This is a genomic window from Rhodanobacter lindaniclasticus, from assembly GCF_004799035.1.
GTDB lineage: Bacteria > Pseudomonadota > Gammaproteobacteria > Xanthomonadales > Rhodanobacteraceae > Rhodanobacter > Rhodanobacter lindaniclasticus.
Window position 1 is genome coordinate 26,449 of record NZ_MWIO01000013.1, and the last position, 14,155, is coordinate 40,603.

The 14,155-nt window shown below is 64.3% G+C and carries 11 protein-coding genes; all 11 read right to left on the reverse strand.

Translation table 11 applies throughout. The features are described 5' to 3' along the window. Nucleotides 1–3: 3 nt before the first annotated feature. Nucleotides 4–1,566 carry a sulfite reductase subunit alpha gene (locus B1991_RS03495; protein ID WP_246031040.1) on the reverse strand — a complete coding sequence of 521 codons (1,563 nt, stop codon included), beginning with the start codon at nucleotides 1,564–1,566 and terminating at the stop codon, nucleotides 4–6. Between the two features lie 379 nt (nucleotides 1,567–1,945). Then, nucleotides 1,946–2,959 (reverse strand): hypothetical protein, encoded by a 1,014-nt coding sequence (locus B1991_RS03500; RefSeq protein ID WP_136257324.1) that lies wholly within the window; start codon nucleotides 2,957–2,959, stop codon nucleotides 1,946–1,948. Nucleotides 2,960–3,125: 166 nt separating this feature from the next. Further along, on the reverse strand, nucleotides 3,126–4,118 hold the full coding sequence (locus B1991_RS03505; RefSeq protein WP_136257325.1) for a hypothetical protein: 993 nt from the start codon (nucleotides 4,116–4,118) through the stop codon (nucleotides 3,126–3,128). 120 nt (nucleotides 4,119–4,238) lie between these two features. Continuing rightward, complete coding sequence (gene tssH / locus B1991_RS03510) at nucleotides 4,239–6,986, reverse strand: type VI secretion system ATPase TssH (protein WP_136257326.1); 2,748 nt, start codon at nucleotides 6,984–6,986, stop codon at nucleotides 4,239–4,241. Between the two features lie 69 nt (nucleotides 6,987–7,055). Next, nucleotides 7,056–8,078: a type VI secretion system baseplate subunit TssG gene (gene tssG, locus B1991_RS03515; protein ID WP_136257327.1), complete on the reverse strand. Its 1,023-nt coding sequence runs from the start codon at nucleotides 8,076–8,078 to the stop codon at nucleotides 7,056–7,058. After that, a complete protein-coding gene (tssF, locus tag B1991_RS03520; RefSeq protein WP_136257328.1) occupies nucleotides 8,042–9,925 on the reverse strand; it encodes a type VI secretion system baseplate subunit TssF in 1,884 nt (627 codons plus the stop codon). Before tssF ends, tssG begins: the two co-directional genes overlap by 37 nt. 6 nt (nucleotides 9,926–9,931) lie before the next feature. After that, nucleotides 9,932–10,435: a type VI secretion system baseplate subunit TssE gene (tssE, locus tag B1991_RS03525; protein WP_136257329.1), complete on the reverse strand. Its 504-nt coding sequence runs from the start codon at nucleotides 10,433–10,435 to the stop codon at nucleotides 9,932–9,934. A gap of 19 nt (nucleotides 10,436–10,454) precedes the next feature. Then, nucleotides 10,455–11,243 (reverse strand): type VI secretion system accessory protein TagJ, encoded by a 789-nt coding sequence (locus tag B1991_RS03530; protein WP_136257330.1) that lies wholly within the window; start codon nucleotides 11,241–11,243, stop codon nucleotides 10,455–10,457. 206 nt (nucleotides 11,244–11,449) lie between these two features. Then, nucleotides 11,450–11,944 carry an Hcp family type VI secretion system effector gene (locus B1991_RS03535; protein ID WP_136257331.1) on the reverse strand — a complete coding sequence of 165 codons (495 nt, stop codon included), beginning with the start codon at nucleotides 11,942–11,944 and terminating at the stop codon, nucleotides 11,450–11,452. A 123-nt stretch (nucleotides 11,945–12,067) separates the two neighbouring features. After that, entirely contained in the window at nucleotides 12,068–13,561 is a 1,494-nt protein-coding gene (gene tssC, locus B1991_RS03540; protein ID WP_136257332.1) for a type VI secretion system contractile sheath large subunit, read from the reverse strand. 6 nt (nucleotides 13,562–13,567) lie between these two features. Beyond that, nucleotides 13,568–14,089 (reverse strand): type VI secretion system contractile sheath small subunit, encoded by a 522-nt coding sequence (gene tssB / locus B1991_RS03545; protein WP_136257333.1) that lies wholly within the window; start codon nucleotides 14,087–14,089, stop codon nucleotides 13,568–13,570. Nucleotides 14,090–14,155 lie beyond the last annotated feature (66 nt).

Sequence of the window (14,155 nt, forward strand, 5' to 3'; positions counted from 1 at the left end):
GCGTCAGTAGACGTCGCGTCGATAGCGCCCCTGTTCGCGCAACTGCGCGACCCGCGCGGCACCCAGCACCTCGCACAGCACCGCATCGACGCCGGGCGCCAGTCCGTCGAGGCTGCCGCAGACATAGATCGCTGCACCTTCGTCGACCCAGTGCCGCAGCTCGTCACCGGCTTCGCGCAGGCGTTGCTGCACGTGGATGCGCTCGCCCTGGTCGCGCGACCAGGCAAAATCGGCGCGCGCGATGGCGCCTTCGGCGATCCAGCGTTCGATATCCTCGCGATGAAGGAAATCGTGTGCGCGGTGGCGCTCGCCGAACAGCAGCCAGTTGCGCGTGCGACCGGCGGCGATGCGTTGCTTGAGCAAGGCGCGCAAGGCGGCCAGGCCAGTACCGTTGCCGATCAGCACCAGCGGGCGTGCATCGCCAGGCACATGGAAGTTGACGTTGCTGCGCACGCGCAGCGCAATCTCCGCGCCGATCGGTGCGTGCTCGGTGAGCCAACCCGAGCCCAACCCGGGATAGCCACCACGCGCGCGCATCCGGCGCACGATCAACTGCAGCGTGCCGTCCTGCGGCAGCGAGGCGATCGAGTACGCGCGATGCGGCAGCAACTGCAACATCGCGGCGACGCCCTCCTCGTCCAAGTCTTCGATCTCGTCTGGCTCGGGCAGGCGACAGCGCGCCAGCAAGGTCGCCAACGGCAGCCGCTCCCGGTACCCGAACGGCACCACGACGCGGCCATCCAGCCCGCGCGCCGCCAGCCATGTAGCCACCGCTTCGGCGGCATGGCGGGGACCGATCTCGGCCAGGTCGCCAGCCTGCCAATCCGCGTGACCCTCCAGCGGCTTGAGTGCCAGATGGAAACAGGGCTCGCCCACGCTGCCCGGGTTGAGCAAGCGGCGCTCGACCAGTTGCCAGCGCCGGTACTTCGGCGGCTGCCAATCCGGCAGATCGGGCGCGCCGCCGAGCACGGCCAGGTGATGCTGCCAGCGGCGCTGACTGGCGTCGTCCTCGCTGTCCACCTCCACCGGATCGAACAACGCGTGTGCGCCGCTGGCCTGCAGCCAGCGATGGAGCTGGCGGCCGAAGCCGCAAAAGTCCTCGTAGTCGCTGTCGCCCAGAGCCAGCAGGCCGTAATGCAGACCGGTCAGTGACGCGGGCTGCCGCATCAGTTGCCGGGTGAAGGCCAGCGCCATGTCAGGCGGCTCGCCATCGCCGGTAGTGCTGACCACGAACAGCACGCGACCCGCCTCGCGCAGATCGTCCAGCGCCACCTCGTCGATACCGATCACGCGAGTGGGCAGACCGGCCAGCTGCAGGCTCTGCGAAGTCTGACGGGCCAGTTGTTCGGCGAAACCGGTCTGGCTGGCGTACACCACGCGCAGCGCCGCATTTGCGGACCGCGCCTGGGCAGCGGGGACGTCGCCAGCTTCAAGCGTGGCCCGCTGCCCGGTCGCCACGTCCTTCACGGCAACCGGCTGGCTTGGCGCAGCGCCGAGCCGGAAGCGCGACAGACCAAACAGATCCCGCGCCAAACTGATCCAGTGCCACTGATGCAGCTGGCACATCCAGGATGCGCGACGCGGCAGATCCGTGTTTTCAGCAAGAGAGGCTGGTTGACCCATGGCGATCCGTGTTCGGCGCACCGGACCTTCCCGCGGCACCTCGCGAGGGCGCGAAAGACGGAACCGGCGCGGCGCCGGACGAAAGATCCGGCCGAGCCATTAAATCGCAAACAAGAATCACTCGCAATAGCGCGCGGCAAATGACCACGGGATTTTGGCGGGAACTCGTCTGCCGAACGGCCGCCGAGAAAGAACCGCCTCACGAGCACAGTACTGCGCGAGCGGCGGCATTCGCCCCGGCATCCGGCGACGTGCAGGCGGCTCCCGGTTTCCTTGCAGCGGCCCCCCCGATCGGCGGAGCCAGCTCGGGCAACGCCGGGGGTCAGCTCAACCCGATCTGCTTCATCGCCTTGCTCTTGATCCCGGCGAAGAAGCCCTTCTTCGCATGCGTTCCCTTGTCGCTGCTGAGCCCTTCCAGTTGCAGGCGGGAGCCCATGATGTTCTTGTTGGCGATCTTCAGCAGCGGGTCCATCTGCTTCTTCTTCATCAGCTCGACCTTGTCCATCCAGCCCGGCAGGCCGATGTCGGCGACGAACATGTTGGCGACCGCCGAGGTGTCGGCGCAGGTGAGCAGATAACAGCCGAGGATCGGACACTCGTTGAACACGGTGAGATCCAGCGTGTTGGGCGCCGCCAGCCGCTTGTTGCCGGCGCGCATATCCTTGATGTCCAGACCCAGCGAAAACAGCAGCAGACCCAGGCTGGCCAGCGTGTTGGCCACGCCGATCGCGGCGGTGGTGGCCGTACCGAAGTCGGCGAACAGGCCGCCGATCTTCGCTCCCGTCGCCACCGTCTGCTGGCCCAGCTTCACCGAATGCTGGGCCAGGTCGCGCTTGATGATCGCCTGGATCGCCTCGGCCGCCGCACTCGGGTCGCCCATGCGGAAACCGTTCTTGTACTCGTCGCTCTTGTAGAGGTTGTAGCCATCCTGCGCCACTGCCTTGCCCGCCTTGGCCAGCTTCACCGTGCTGGTGACCACGCCGAGGTAAGGCGTTACCTCCGACACCAGTTCGTGCAGCACCTCGCCGCCGATCGCCTCGATCACGTCGTGGATGTTCTCCACGTCGGCGCACTCGACCATGAAGTTCTCGAACGCTTCCTTCATGCCCGGCACGCTGGCGACCTTGGTCGCCGTGCTGCCGCCCTTGGCCAGCTTGCTGACGTCGGATTTCAGCGACTTGCCGGAGGACAGCAGCGACTTCCCCGTCGACAGCGTGCTGGCACTGCCGAACTTGAGCCTGGTGCCTCCGAACATGTTGACGACGAGCTGCCGGCGTGCCTTGGCAAGCTCGCCCATGGCGATGAATTCGGCGCGGCTCAAAGGTGTGGAAGGCATGATCGCTGTCCCCTCAAGTGATGTCTCATGACTCGTGGCGCCCCGTGCTTCTCCGTGCTCATCGAACAGGCGGAGATGCCACCGGCATTAGAAAAGCGTGAACCCGACCCCGCCCTTGCTTATTCAGCAAGGCGAACCTGATCCCGTTACTGACCACAGAACCAAACTAGATCAACCCTCCACGATAAAGCTCCGCATTCACCGCCACGCCACCCGTGGCCCCATACCGATTCGTGATGACTAGTTGAGACCCGCTGAAGTCGTAAATGAGCTTTCCATAATTGGACGTCTGATTTCTGTCGGGAAACAGATTCATCATCCATTGCGCGCGTACCGGTGAATATGGAATATAACGAAGCGCAAAACGTTCCACCTCGTTGGTGGGAGCGGCATTGGGATTGTTTGCAAACTTCATCATTACGTTGTTTCCAAAGTCCGCGTTGCTCATTTTCAGTCTCTGGAGCAGCGCCGCCTTTTCAATCTCAATCTGCTGCTTTTGCGGGCTGTTCTGCAACGCTGCCACCTCCTGCTTCTTGTCGACGTACAGCACTTGATCCTCGTTTTCGCATGTGTGCTTGAGGTCGCCATCGTTGGAAACCGCCCCGGTCCAAGCCACCATCCGAATGTTTCTTGCGCCACACAATTCGCGGAAGAACTTGTAAGCAAAACTGCTGGCCAACTCGCCGGAGGGAATCATGCCTTCATGGTTCAGACGGACGTTCCTGCAACGCGCGCCGTAGCACATCACGAGGCTGATTCTGTATTTCTCGTCTCGTATTGGCATGAGAAGCTTGGCCAGGCGCCCGAGTTGCTTGAACGTACAGACAGAACCCCCGCTTGTGGAAAATCCTTCATCGGTGTCATCCGGCTTGCCGTGCAACACGAAAACGACCGTCCGCGACTTCTCGATATGCTTGCGGATGTCCTTGACGTCATCCTTGGACAAGGTGCCAGCCGCGTCCCTTGCAATGAGTTCCTGGCATGGGTAGAAGACCATCCTTGCTCGCCCTTTTGTAACCTCTCGCTTGGCATAGACCTGCGCCGTGCCCGCGGCAGCCGCACCTGCGCCAAACTTGGAAGGATCTCGCCCCCCTTTCACCTTGCCAGTCGCCACTCGTGGACTGCTGTCTTCGAAATTGAGAATCGTGTAGTAATTCATGCTGGCTGAATCCCTCTAAACATTGGCTGCCTTCCGCAAGTCGAGGGGTGGGGCGCAGGCCGGTCTCATGCAGATGTTCGATCAGTGCAAGCGAGATGATTTCTGGCCAGTCGGGCGCTTTTACCCAAACCCGTAAGAGAACTCCCCATCCGTCACGCCGACCTGCACTTTCGCCACCTCCTCGCCCGCAATCATCCTGGTGAGGAACGCGCGAGAGATATCCGGCAACATGGAGTTGGTCAGGATCGCGTCGATCATGCGGCCACCCGACTCGGTCTCGGTGCAACGCTCCACCACCAGCTTCACCACGTCCTCGCTGTATTCGAACGGGATCTTGTAGCGGGCCTCGACGCGCTTCTTGATGCGGTTGATCTGAAGCTTGACGATCTTGCCCAGCATCTCCGGGCTGAGCGGGTAGTACGGGATCGTCACCAGGCGACCGAGCAGCGCGGGCGGGAAGATCTTCAGCAGCGGCTCGCGCAGCGCCTTGGCCATGCCCTCGTGATCGGGCATCAGCTCCGGGTCCTTGCACAGGCCGGCGATCATGTCGGTGCCGGCATTGGTGGTGAGCAGAATCAGGGTGTTCTTGAAGTCGATCTGGCGGCCTTCGCCATCCTCCATCACGCCCTTGTCGAACACCTGGAAGAAGATCTCGTGGACGTCCGGATGGGCTTTCTCCACCTCGTCCAGCAGTACTACCGAATACGGCTTGCGGCGCACCGCTTCGGTGAGCACGCCGCCCTCGCCGTAGCCGACGTAACCCGGAGGCGCACCCTTGAGCGTGGAGACGGTGTGCGCCTCCTGGAACTCGCTCATGTTGATGGTGATGATGTTCTGCTCGCCGCCGTACAGCGCCTCGGCCAGTGCCAGCGCAGTTTCCGTCTTGCCGACGCCGGAGGTGCCGGCCAGCATGAACACGCCGATCGGCTTGTTCGGATCGACCAGGCCGGCGCGCGAGGTCTGGATGCGCTTGGCGATCATCTCCATCGCGTGATCCTGTCCGATGACGCGAGCGCCCATCAGCTTGGCCAGGTTCATCACGGTCTCGACTTCGCTCTTGACCATGCGACCGACCGGGATGCCGGTCCAGTCCGACACCACCGAACCCACCGCCTGCTGATCGACCGAGGCCAGGATCAGCGGATGCTCACCCTGCAGCTCGGCCAGCTGGCCCTGCAGCTCCTGCAGCTCCTTCAGCGCGGCGGCACGATCGTCGCCCGCGAGGGCAGCTTCACCCGTTGCCGGAGCTTCCTTGGCTTCGGCAACCTGATTGGCCGATTCTTCCAGGGCGCTGCCGGTGCCTTCGACCGGTGCGCTGGATCCACGCAGCTTCGCGCGGATATCCAGGATCTTGTCGACCAGATCCTTCTCCTTGATCCAGTTTGCTTCCAGCGTTTCCAGCCGCGCCTTCTGCGTGACCAGCTTCTCGTTGGCGGCTTCTTCGCGGGCGGTGACATTCACGCCGACGTTCTTCTCGCGGGCGATGATGCCCAGCTCGGTCTCCAGCGCCTGGATGCGCTTGCGGGTGTCGTCCACTTCGGCCGGCACCGCGTGCTGGCTGATCGCCACGCGCGCGCAGGCGGTATCGAGCAGGCTGACCGACTTGTCCGGCAGCTGCCGCGCGGGAATGTAGCGGTGCGAGAGCTTCACCGCCGCCTCCAGCGCCTCGTCGAGGATCTGCACCTTGTGGTGCTTCTCCATCACGCTGGCGACGCCGCGCATCATCAGGATCGCCTTCTCCTCGCTGGGCTCGTCGATCTGCACGGTCTGGAAGCGGCGGGTCAGCGCCGGGTCCTTCTCGATGTGCTTCTTGTATTCGGCCCAGGTGGTGGCGCCGATCGTGCGCAGGTTGCCGCGCGCCAGCGCCGGCTTGAGCAGATTCGCCGCGTCGCCGGTGCCGGCCGCGCCGCCGGCGCCGACCAGGGTGTGTGCCTCGTCGATGAACAGGATGATCGGCTTGGTCGAGGACTGCACCTCCTCGATCACCTGCTTCAGGCGGTTCTCGAACTCGCCCTTCATGCTGGCGCCGGCCTGCAGCAGGCCCACGTCGAGCACGCGCAACTGCACGTCCTTCAGCGGTGGCGGCACGTCGCCGATGGCGATGCGCATGGCGAAACCCTCGATCACCGCCGTCTTGCCCACACCGGCCTCGCCGACCAGCATCGGGTTGTTCTGGCGGCGGCGCATGAGGATGTCGACCAGCTGGCGGATCTCGTCGTCACGACCGACGATCGGGTCCATCTTGCCGTCGCGCGCCTGTGCGGTGAGGTCGATGGTGAATTGCGCCAGTGCCTCCTGCTTGCCCATCTGTGCGGGCGACATCGCGCCGCTGGCCTCGCCGGGCGCGCTGCCGCCGCCCATCCTGAAGCCGTCGTTGGCGCTCTGCCCGTCCTCGGGCGAGCCGCCGACCACCTCGGCGAACTTCTCCACCAATGCTTCGGGCTTGATCTTGTCGAACTCGGCGGAAATGTTGACCAGCGCGTTGCGCAGGTTGCGCGTGCGCAGGCAACCGACGATCAGGTAACCGGTGCGCACCTGTGCCTCGCCGAACATCAGCGTGGCGAACACCCAGCCGCGCTCGACCGCCTCTTCGACGTTGCTGGACAGATCGGAAATGGACGAGGAGCCGCGCGGCAGCCGGTCCAGCGCATCGGTGATGTCGCGCGCCAGGTTCGACGGGTTGAGGTTGAACTGCTTGACGATGCGGTGCAGGTCCGAATCCTGCAGCTGCAGGATCTGGTGGATCCAGTGCACCAGCTCCACGTACGGATTGCCGCGCAGTTTGCAGAACACGGTGGCGCTTTCGATGCACCGGAAAGCGAGCTTGTTGAGTTTCCCGAACAGCGCGCCGCGACTGATCTCGGCCATGTCATTGATCCTCTGTGTTGATTGCCAATCCCATCATGTCTGCTGCCACGTCGATCCGGCCGCCGGCGGCTATCCCACCGGCTGCAGCACGACCTCATCGACGTCAGCGGCGTGCCGGGGCGACCCCAGCCACGTCGTCAGCCCCATCCTTCCGTCGCGCCCCAGGCGCGTCACCGGCACGTCAGCCCTTTTCAGGACCAGCTGCACGTCCCAGGCTTTTTCCTCGCCGAGATAGGTCTTCACGGCGGCGACCAGCTGCCGGAGCGCGTCGCCGCCCGGCAGGAAATTGTTGAACTGGGCGCGGCTGAGCGGCCCCAGGCGCAGGCGGAAACGCTGCTGGCTGCCGCGCACGTACTGCCCGGTGACCGTGGTCAGGCCCAATGCAGCCACGTCACTCGAGCTGCCCAGGCGCAGCAGCGAATCGGACGGCAGCCGCATCCACTCAGCAATGAACTCGACGATATCCACCGGCACGCGGAAAAATCGCTCCAGCATGCCCTGCAGACCCTCGGCGTTGCGTGCCTGTTGCAACAGGCGCCCCGCGAAGAACCGCTTGAACTGGTCCGGCAGCGCGTCGCGATCGTCCAGATCCGGCGTGGCCAGGCCTACCAGGGCGCCCATGTACAACCGGAAACGGTCCTCCTCGGGACGATCCATCTGCACCGTGGGCTGGGCATCGGCCCAGCTGCGGTAGAACAGGCTCATCATGCGGTGGTGGAAGATGTCGGCGAATGCACGGAACGTGCTGTCGCGGGAATTCATCTCGCGGTCCATCGCATATTCGGTCAGGTGCAGCGGCAGTGGCCCGTTGGGGCCGAACAAGCCGAAGAACAAGCCGTGCATGCGCGCCGGCCTGCCGCCACCGCCGGGCTGGTAGCTGTCCACGGTTCTCGGCGCGAACGCCAGCGACGGCGTCTGGCCGAGCCTCACGAAGTCGTCGCTGGCCTTGGTCGACTGGCCCAGCCGCGGACGCTCCGGGAACGCGCACTCCAACCGCCGGATCGCTTCGAAGAACTCGAAGGACTCGGGGTGGTCGCGCAGCGCATTCTCCAGCGCTACAGCGTCTGCCGTGTTCCCAACCGGGCGGGCCATCGGGCGACCTCGTTGCGTTCCAGCGTGCGCAGAACGGTTTCAGTGAAGGAGTTGATCGATACGTATCGGGCAAAGAACTGCTGCATCACGGCGCCCAGCAGGAACGCGCCGGTGCCTTCGAAGGCACCGTCGTCGCAGGTGAGGGTGATCTCCAGGCCACGGCCAAAAGTGATCGGGCCCGGCAACGGGATACGCCGCACGATGGATTGCGAGCTGACCGCCTTGAGTCCCTCGATCTGGCGCCGCGCACCGGAATCGAATTCGTCGCAGTAGAGGGTCAGCATCTCGCGCAGCGCTGCGGCGCCTTCGCCTGCGTTGTTCTCCAGCAGGGAGACATAGTTGAGTTGCAGGTGACTGAGCAGGCGCCATGCGGTCTCGCCGGTAGCCACCGAGGCGCGTGGCTTGGTCGGACCGGCGACGCAGCGGATCGACTCCACCGGCGCGCCGGTCTCCAGGGTGAAATCGGTATGCGATTTGCCGACCGGCATCTGCAGCGGCAGATCGCGGTTGGTGCACATCAGCTGCATGCCGATCTGGCGCAGCTCGGTCGAGTACGGCGCCTCGCTGGAGTCGACCAGCGAGATGTACATCTCGTTGCCGATGTAACTGGAACGCGCACCCTGGCGCTTCTGCCTGGAGGAAAGCAGCCGCGGTTCGCGCCGGATCGTGTAGTAGGCCGAGTGCCGGGCGTGCCAGCTGCGCTCATCGCAGCCGTAGAACGGCAGGAAGCGCTGTTCCGGCTCCTGCCGGTCGCCGAAACCCTCGACGTTGCCGATGCTGTGGATCTCGAAATCCATCGGCCGGGTGCGATCGGCAAGGATGTGGTACTCGCTGGTGCCCTGCTTGAGGTGGATGCGATCGGCCCGCCGCGGGAACAGGTTGATCGCCGGGGTGCAGAACAGCCGGAAATTGCTCACGTCGACGGCGTTGTGCAGGCTGGCCACGCTGCGATCAAACAGCACCACGATCTCGAACTCGCTGCCCTTGGCGCGGGCCAGCAGCGGCTGCAGGCCGGTGAACTCGGCGAACAGGAAGCGCTCCGGGCAGGCGAAGTATTCCTGCAGCAACCGGTAGCCGCTGAACGAACGACCGGAATACGGAATGAGCGCTTCGTCGTCATCGAAGCCGCGCCGCTGGATGCGGTTGGCGTCGTGGCTCTCGCTGATCGTTCCGGATGCGCCTTGCGCCCGCACCTGGTAGCCGACCGCGTTGCCCAGCAGTTGCTCGTACAGGCGCTTGGGCAGCTCGTCGGTGCCGGCAACGAATACCGGCAACCGATCCAACGCCAGCATGTTGGCCTGGGCACCGGCGGTGACACGAAACTTCAGACGCAGTCCGGCACGCACGGTCTTGCCCGCCGGCAGTACCACCCCGGCGGCGGCAATCGCGGCGGGCGTCTCGAAGTACTTCGCCTCGGTCAGCTCCAGCGGCCACAGGGTGACCTCGTGGGCGGTGCGGTATTCGCAGGCGGTGCGGTCATCCTTGCCGATCAAGCTGCGCAAGGCCGTGTGCCGGGCCACCTTGTGGCCAGCCAGCAGCCCGCTCTCCTTCAGATCCGGGTACATCTGCACCACGGTCATCGACGGTACCGGTGCCAGGTAATGCGGGTAGATCATCTCCAGCAGGTGCTGGGTGAACACCGGATACTGCGCGTCGAGCTTGAGCTGCACGCGCGCGGCCAGGAAGGCAAAGCCTTCCAGCAGGCGTTCCACGTAAGGATCGGCGCACTCGAAGCCTTCCAGGCCGAGTCGACCGGCGATCTTGGGATATTCGCGGGCGAACTCGCCGCCCATTTCGCGAACGTGTTGCAGCTCCCGGTTGTAGTAGCGCAGCAGTCTGGGGTCCATGGGTGATCAGCCGAAGCCCTCCGACACCTTGAAGTTGCCCGTCTCGAGGTCGACCTCGGTCTTCAGGTACAGATTCAACGGGATCGGCTGCGCCCACATTTCCGATTCGATGTTGAAGATCAGCGCCTGGCGATCCATGCGCTTGCCGAGCGCGTTGACGCTGACGCGCAAGGTATTGGCGGTCAGCCGCGGCTCGTAGGCAACGATGGCGTCGCGCACACGACGCTGCAGCGCTTCCGCGTTGATGCCGGACAGCGCCACACCGGTGAGATCCGGAATGCCGAAGTTCAGCACCGAGCGGGAAACCTCGGAATACTCCTCGAGCTCGACGCTCGCCTCCAGGCTCACGCAATTCAACAGCCAGGAAATGTCGCGGGTGACGCATTCGCGCAACCGCGATACGGAGAGCACGCGCTTCTCGCGGCTTTCCTCCAGCTTGCCCGGCTCATCGTCGGTCAGGCGATCTAGCAGCGAAGGCTGAAGTCGTTCCTGGGTGGTGAGTTCAGCCATGGAAGGTCAGTGCTCCCGCTCAGGCGACATCGAACGTGATCAGTCGCACGTCGAGCAGCGGATAGTCGGCCACGTCGGTGGCCAGCATGCGCTGGCCCAGGCCGATCTGGTCGCTGTCCTGCTCCGCCCAGTCGGTCTTGCGCGCGAGCACGATGTCGTGGTCGTCGGACCGTTCGCTGCCGGCATAGCGCCCGGGAATGAAGCCGATCGCCTGCCCGCCGTTGGTCCAGGTCACCTGGGTCGGCACCCAGATCTTGTCGCGCAGATCGCTGGGGGCCTCGAACTTGAGTTCACGCAGCCGCGAGAACGGTACCCAGGAGTAGCCGCCGTTGACGATGATCTCCAGGCACGGCCCGATGCGGGGGTCGGCATCGGCGATCCACTCGAACGCGGTGCCGTCGATGTTGCCCGCCACTGCCGGAGCCTGTTCCAGTGCCTGCTCGCGCAGCGCCGCGGCCTGCTCGTGCTTGCCTTCAGCACCGAGCTTGAGCGACTGCAGCAGCAGCGCCAACCACTGCTCCGGTTCGCCGATGATCACCGGCATGCGTTTGCCGGCGAAGACGTCGGCGCGCACCAGTTCGCCCTTCAGCGCCTCCGAATAGGCGCCGACCATCATGGCGTTGAGCGGGTCGAGTTCGCCGCAGACGTTGAGCTGGTTCTGCGCCCGTTCCCATTGTCCGAGCAGCGCCAGCAACTGGAATAAAAAAACCCGGCGTTTGGCGTCTGCCGGGTTGTTGCGTACTTCCGCCGTGAGCAGTTGCAGCGCCTCGTCCGGCCGGCCTTCTTTGAGCTTGCTTTCGGGTGTCATGTCGTCTCTCGATGCCGGCGACCCCGTCGGCAACGGGGTGGCGGGCGCGGGAAGGTCGCCGTCGCCCCAACCGGCGATCCCGGGTGCAGGCGGACAAATGCCGCCCACCGCACCCGGAACGCCATGGCGCAACAGGCCGTCGCATCCATCCCCTGGACCTGGATCGCCGGATTGCAGCGTCCGGCGAAACCTGGTCAGGCGCCGACTCAGCTCGCCGCGACTTCCTCGACGCTGTACCCCACCGTGCCGGCCGAAGCCACCACGCCCTTGTCGTTCTGGGCGAAATACTCGACATCGAACTTGGCGAAGCTGATCGAGATGTTCTCCGTCAGCATGTCCTCGCCACCCGAGCCACCGGTGGAATAACTGGTGATCATCGCGCTGGTCAGCTTGATGGTGAAGTAGTCCTCCTGCTTGCCGCCTGCCTTGGATATGAACAGGGTCGCGGTGTCGACGTGCGCGCCGGTGACCAGCGCCTTGATGAAGGACGTGGTGCTCTTGTCGATGTACTTGGTGAAGCTGATGTCCTGCACGTTGGCCTTGCCGGCGCCGCCGCCGGTGCCATGGCCGAAGGAACCGCTCTGCGACATCCCCCAGGACCAGGCCAGCAGCTGGATCTGGTCTTTGTGCTTGGCATGCTTGGACTCGCCGGTGAAGGTGACGTCGCCGCCCTCCAGCTTCAGGTGCATGTCTAGTGCCATGAGAATTCTCCTTGTCTGTTGAGATCAGGTGAACCGGACAGTTCTCGCTCGGAGGAAGCTGCTCGGCGATTGACTGGTACTGCCAGTTGAAACCGTGGAACGAACCTGCGGGAAACTTCCGGGTCAGCCCTTGGCCGCCGAAGGAAGACGGGACACCAGCCTCAAGGAAACAGTCAGGCCCTCCAACTGATAATGCGGCTTGAGGAAAAACTTCGACGTGTAATACCCGGGCGCGCCTTCCACCTCTTCCACCACCACTTCCGCGGCCGACAAGGGTTTGCGGGCCTTGGTTTCTTCGCTGGAGTTGGCCGGGTCGCCATCGACGTACTGGTTGATCCAGGACCCCAGCCAGCGCTCCATCGCCGTGCGATCCTTGAAGGAGCCGATCTTGTCGCGCACGATGCACTTCAGGTAATGCGCGAAGCGGCAGCAGGCGAACATGTACGGCAAGCGCGCGCCCAGCGCCGCGTTGGCGGTGGCGTCCGGATCGTCGTACTCCTCCGGCTTGCTCAGCGACTGGGCACTGATGAACGCGGCCATGTCCGAGTTCTTGCGATGCACCAGCGGCATCATGCCCATCTTGTCCAGCTCGGCCGAGCGGCGATCGGTGATCGCGATCTCGGTCGGGCACTTCATGTCCACGCCGCCATCGTCGGTCGGGAAGGTGTGCGCGGGCAGGCCTTCCACTGCGCCGCCGGACTCGATGCCGCGGATGCGCGAGCACCAGCCATATTCCTTGAACGAGCGGTTGATGTTCACCGCCATCGCGTAAGCCGCGTTCTGCCACGTGTACTTGGACGAATCGGCGCCGGCGGTGTCCTCCTCGAAGTTGAACTCTTCCACCGGGTCGGTCTTGGCGCCGTACGGCAGGCGGGCCAGCGTACGCGGCATGGTCAGGCCGATGTACTTGGCGTCATCCGATTCGCGCAGCGAACGCCACGCGGCATAGTCCGGCGTGGAGAACACCTTGGCCAGGTCGCGCGGGTTGGCCAGCTCGTTCCAGCTGTCCATGCCCATCAGGGTGGATGCGGCGGCCGAGATGAACGGCGCGTGCGCCGCCGCGGCGACCTGCGCGATGCCCGAGAGCAGTTCGACATCCGGCGGGCTGTGGTCGAAGTAGTAGTCGCCGACCAGGCAGCCGTAGGGTTCGCCGCCGAGCTGGCCGTACTCTTCCTCATACAGTTTCTTGAAGATGGGGCTCTGGTCCCAGGCCGTGCCCTTGTAGCGCTTCAGGGTCTTGCCCAACTCCTTCTTGGAGATGTTCATCACGCGGATCTTCAGCAGCTGATCCGTCTCGGTGTTGTTGACCAGGTGATGCAGGCCGCGCCACGCGCTTTCCAGCTTCTGGAAATCGGCGTGGTGCATGATCAGGTTGATCTGCTCGCTGAGCTTGCGATCGATCTCGGCGATGTAGGCGTTGATGGTCTGGGCTACGTCATCGGAAACGATGTCGGCCTTGTTCAACACCTGCTCGGCCAGCGTGCGCACGGCCGATTCGACCTCTTCCTTGGCGCGATCGCTCTTGGGCTTGAATTCCTTGTTCAGCAGCGCAGCGAAATCGCCGGCGTCGAGAGTCTGTACGGCGCCTTCCTGGTCGGCTAGTTTTTCGGTGGCCATGCGTGCTTACTCCCCGTCTTTGTTGGTGTCGTCGGCGGGCTTGGGCGCCGAGACCAGCGACTGCAGCAGCGCCGGATCCTTGAGCGCCTGGGCAATCAGGTTTTCGGCGCCCGCCTTGCCGTCCATGTAGGTATCCAGGTTGGCGAGCTGGGTGCGCGCCTCGAGCAGTTTCGCGACCGCACCGACCTTGCGGGCCACCGCCGCCGGCGAAAAGTCGTCCATGCTCTCGAAGGTGATGTCCACGGCCAGGTTGCCTTCGCCGGTGAGCGTGTTCGGCACCGCGAAGGTCACCCGCGGCTTCATCGAGTTCAGGCGGCTGTCGAAATTGTCGACGTCGATTTCCAGCGCCTTGCGATCCTCGATCGGCGGCAACTCGCCCGCATTGGCGCCGGACAGATCCGACATCACGCCCATCACGAACGGGACCTGTACCTTCTTCTGGGCGCCATAGACCTCGACGTCGTACTCGATCTGCACGCGGGGCGCACGGTTGCGCGCGATGAACTTCTGACTACTCTGCTTGGCCATGCGATTCTCCCGGTGGGCATGCGTGGGTTTTCGAAATGCAGCTTCCATCCGTTTCGGCGCGGCCCG

Excerpts from the sequence above, each read along its gene's own strand:
- tssH (WP_136257326.1), bottom strand. The coding sequence starts at position 6,986 with ATGGCCGAGATCAGTCGCGGCGCGCTGTTCGGGAAACTCAACAAGCTC.
- B1991_RS03535 (WP_136257331.1), bottom strand. The coding sequence starts at position 11,944 with ATGGCACTAGACATGCACCTGAAGCTGGAGGGCGGCGACGTCACCTTC.
- tssB (WP_136257333.1), bottom strand. The coding sequence starts at position 14,089 with ATGGCCAAGCAGAGTAGTCAGAAGTTCATCGCGCGCAACCGTGCGCCC.
- tssG (WP_136257327.1), bottom strand. The coding sequence starts at position 8,078 with ATGGCCCGCCCGGTTGGGAACACGGCAGACGCTGTAGCGCTGGAGAAT.
- tssE (WP_136257329.1), bottom strand. The coding sequence starts at position 10,435 with ATGGCTGAACTCACCACCCAGGAACGACTTCAGCCTTCGCTGCTAGAT.
- B1991_RS03500 (WP_136257324.1), bottom strand. The coding sequence starts at position 2,959 with ATGCCTTCCACACCTTTGAGCCGCGCCGAATTCATCGCCATGGGCGAG.
- B1991_RS03505 (WP_136257325.1), bottom strand. The coding sequence starts at position 4,118 with ATGAATTACTACACGATTCTCAATTTCGAAGACAGCAGTCCACGAGTG.
- B1991_RS03530 (WP_136257330.1), bottom strand. The coding sequence starts at position 11,243 with ATGACACCCGAAAGCAAGCTCAAAGAAGGCCGGCCGGACGAGGCGCTG.
- tssF (WP_136257328.1), bottom strand. The coding sequence starts at position 9,925 with ATGGACCCCAGACTGCTGCGCTACTACAACCGGGAGCTGCAACACGTT.
- B1991_RS03495 (WP_246031040.1), bottom strand. The coding sequence starts at position 1,566 with ATGTGCCAGCTGCATCAGTGGCACTGGATCAGTTTGGCGCGGGATCTG.
- tssC (WP_136257332.1), bottom strand. The coding sequence starts at position 13,561 with ATGGCCACCGAAAAACTAGCCGACCAGGAAGGCGCCGTACAGACTCTC.